Genomic DNA, 3,940 nt, shown 5'->3' with positions numbered 1-3,940 from the left:
CATCAGCAAGATTTCCATGCTTATCTACAGGGTACATTGTACTGATAGACTGATGCAGGTACTGATATCTTTTATCCTGTCCCATTGCAAACTTTTCTTCGAGATGTAGTAGTTTTCATTAGCCATTTTGAAAAATATTTTCATTTTGGCTAATTCACTCTTCCAACAACCAATCTGCCAAATCTATAATTCTAATTCCTTCGTATTGATATTCATCGTTTCTTGTACGTGCGATAAGCATTTTAGGATATGCATCTTTTATTTGTAAAAGTGATGAAACTTCTCTCTCAAATGTCTTATCATCGCTTATGTTATCGGATACTTGAATATAGATTTTTTCGCTACGCTTTATAGCCACAAAATCTATCTCCTTTTTATATAATACCCCAACATAAACCTCATACCCTCTGCGAAGGAGCTCTATAGCTACAATATTCTCAAGTATTCTTCCATAATCCATATTTCTAGTGCCCAGCTTGGCGTACCTAAACGTAGGATCACTGAGGTAATACTTATCATTACTTGATAAATATTTTTTCCCTTTAATATCGTATCTACGGATTCTGTAAAATGCAAATGCATTGCATAGGTATTGCATGTATGAACCAACCGTTGTATGGTGAATTTTCTCATTCATACTGCCAAGGACATTTGTAATATTCCTGGCCGATGAAAGATTTGAAATGTTATCCATGAGAAAATCTACAATTCTGTCCATCAACTGAGTATTTCTTATTTTATATTTCTGTCTGATATCCCTCACAATCAGAGTGTCAAATACATCTGCAATGTAATCATACTTTGCTTCTGGATTTTTATATAGATAAGAGCCTGCCATTCCTCCTTCTTTAATATATGATGATAGAGCCTCATATCTGTCGTCAGGATCAAAATACATGACATATTCCTTAAAGGAAAAGGGGAAAACTTTTATTTCAAATGTTCGTCCGGTAAAGAGTGTAGCAAGATCGGAACTAAGTAAAAAAGCATTTGAACCCGTTATATATATGTCATACTTTTCGGATGCATGTAGTCCATTGATGGCCTTTTCAAAGTCCTCACACATTTGAACTTCATCTATCAAAATGAAGTTTTGCATATTGTCTTTATACAAAGAATTTATATGGTCATACAATGCGTGATAAGTGAGCAGTTCCTCAAACTCCGGAAGGTTAAAATTGATATGGATTATATTTGCATCTTGTATATTTTCATCTATATATTTTTTAAATGATTCCAAAAGTTTTGACTTTCCGCATCGTCTTACACCGGTAATGACTTTTATATCCGGAGTTCCTATTACATTGATTATTTTCTCCATATAGGAATTTCTTGGGATAAGCCTCATAATATCCATTTCTCTCTTTCTCTTTGATGAGATTATTCTATCATTTCTATTAGCCATTTTCAATATTTTTTCATTTTTGGCTAATAGGTGTGTTGGCATTAAAAAACAGCACCGGACCTTTGACTATCCGATGCTGTGTAATCTATCTGCTAACCTGGGTCTCAATATAGCTTGTTTCAAAATGAAATAATGTTGATATTTTTTTCGGTCTCCCAAAAATCGAATGCCACACCGAGTGCCACGGGAGTGCCATTTTTCTATAAAATACATAGAGTTATAACAAGTTATATGTGAGTTGTAATTTCTGCAAGTCCAGTATTTATGCGGATTCATAGAGTTTTATAACTCTTTATGGAGATATATGAAAACAGGCTTCAAATAACTATTCCTAATGCCCCTGCTCTATCGTTCATTGATATAAGTAGCCTTGCTTCAATTCATCATCTGACCATATCCTCTCGTAGGATCCGCCAATCTGATTAAAAATATCATCCCAGTATTTAAATCCCGTCATTTTTTCATGATCAAGAGAATGATTCTCAAACCATCCTAACAACAAATTCCATGTCTTTTCATCAATCTTCGCTGACCAGTTCTTTTTGGGATCATCATTATCGTTATATGAGATGCCATCAGGATGAGTCGTGATGATACCGTTTGCTCCCCTGTGTGCCATTCCACGAATCTCTAAACTCGCATAAAAAGCTCCACCGATTGATGAAGACATTAAATTAGGATATCGCCTTTCATATTCCTCACTTAAAGCCTTAAATCTTGCCTCATCAACGGCATTACATAAGAGCACCTGACCGCCTCGTCCCTCATCTCCCGGTCTCATAACATACTTGATCCCTGTTCCTGCATGCGTACCAATATAGTATCCCTCTAATGGTTGATGCGGAACTTCTTCTACTCCAATAGCCTCCGATAACGCACTTTCCAGTTCCTCGGTTACAGGAATCGCATCATACCAGTTGCCATTAAATCCGGGCAATTCACTGATCATGACCCTCGTTCCGGTCTGAGCATCCTCCTGTATCTTAAGATGCTCCGGCTTAAATACACCTGCGCTCTTACCATCTACAAGGATGCGAAGTCCGCCTATCTCCGGCTCAGGAACAAGCTTATAATTCGCCGTCTCAACTTCCTTAAAGTTTGACACTCTGATCTCTGAATTACGTCCTCCAGAAAGCCCTGTTCCGTTCTTCTGCTGTACGCCCTGATCCGCCAACTCATAGAACTGATTCCTATACGTCGGACCATTGGCAATATACTTCTCAATTATTTCTCTTGCTGCAGCAATATCTCCTGACTGCGCTCTCTTAAGAAACCTGGCACCACTCCATGATTCTAGGCTGTCTATGATACTCTGACATTTCAGCCCATGTTCATAAGCCTTGGGCATAGCAAGATAGGTCTCTTTAGCATTCTGTAAGATAGCAGTCCAATCACGATTTTGTGACCATGTTGTCATCGGATCAGCGATTCCATTACAAAATCCGTTATATTCAGCCTGAGATGAATATGCCCTCATCTTATTAAAGGTCTTCATACCGGTATTACCTGTGAGTCCCTTATCATCCATATAAGATGTCAATGCAAACATCTCTATCTCGGTAGCATTCTTCGGGTCAACATCATTCACTCGAACCTCATAATCTCCAACCTTTATGATTGGATCCTGCTCCGTCGATGAATCAGCATATTCGGCAATGAACCCTCTGTTTCCTATGGTCATGATACAGATATTCTTTCCATCACTGGATGAAGTGGTTCGGGAAGTCGCTTTCCCCATAAATTCGGTGTCAAAAGCAGTATCTGTATAACCTGATTTAGAATTGTATCTTCCATACTGATATGTTTGACTATAACTTGTTTGTACTGCAAATGGCATAGTCTCCTCCTTTCCGCAGCTCATCTGTCAGTCCGAGCTGCACCGCTCCCCGGAAAGTTCCGAGCGGTATTATTTTTATCTACATTTCTCCACCGACAAATGTTCCTGCTTCATACGCCGATAAAATCCCCGCCACTTTGGGATCTGTCGGCATAGAGAATAAATCATTGAATTCCGAAACGCTGTTTGTCTTAAGGGATATCTTCCCATTAAGAAAATCAGTGTATGCCTGTCTCTTCTCAGCCGCTTCTTGTAACCACTTCTCTTCAATTTCTTTCTTTTCAGCGGCTTTCTTATCTATCCTTTCCTGGATCTTTTTCTGCTCTCCACGCTTTGTCCAGAAGCTACCCTTAGACTGTGCCTCCCAGACCTTGTCACCAGTTCCGTTCTGATAGCCCATATGCCAGCCATCAGCTCTACAATCTTCTTTTGTAGCACCAATATGAGCCACAACATAACGCGAGCCACCAATTGACCTAGCCCATTCTGGATATGGCGTGGTAAGTGCCCTTGTCAGATCATCCAACACCCACTTTTCATATTCCGGATCATTTTTCATTGCCTTAAAACCTTCTTCCGAAATATCAATTGACCAACTATCGCACAGATTACTCGGTGACCATGGAATGTTTGAAATCTTCTCATGGATATAATTCTTGTATTCCTCCAACGTCATATCTTTCGTAGATACAGCAGTT

At 39.0% G+C, this 3,940-nt stretch carries 2 protein-coding genes and 1 pseudogene; all 3 read right to left on the bottom strand.

The genetic code is table 11. The features are described 5' to 3' along the window. Positions 1 to 154 precede the first annotated feature (154 nt). Entirely contained in the window at positions 155 to 1,348 is a 1,194-nt protein-coding gene (locus K6G87_RS04035) for an ATP-binding protein (RefSeq protein WP_296834228.1), read from the bottom strand. Positions 1,349 to 1,757: 409 nt separating this feature from the next. After that, complete coding sequence (locus tag K6G87_RS04030; RefSeq protein WP_296834225.1) at positions 1,758 to 3,242, bottom strand: hypothetical protein; 1,485 nt, start codon at positions 3,240 to 3,242, stop codon at positions 1,758 to 1,760. 79 nt (positions 3,243 to 3,321) lie between these two features. Beyond that, a pseudogene (locus K6G87_RS04025) lies at positions 3,322 to 3,940 on the bottom strand (hypothetical protein); the annotation flags it as partial.

The sequence above is a fragment of the Butyrivibrio sp. genome (assembly GCF_024699075.1).
The sequence above is the reverse complement of the archived record's forward strand: the minus strand, read 5'-3'. Positions and strand labels throughout refer to the sequence as shown.

Bases quoted from the DNA above. Each gene is read 5' to 3' on its own strand.
- K6G87_RS04035 (WP_296834228.1), bottom strand. From the start codon at position 1,348: ATGAGGCTTATCCCAAGAAATTCCTATATGGAGAAAATAATCAATGTA.
- K6G87_RS04030 (WP_296834225.1), bottom strand. From the start codon at position 3,242: ATGCCATTTGCAGTACAAACAAGTTATAGTCAAACATATCAGTATGGA.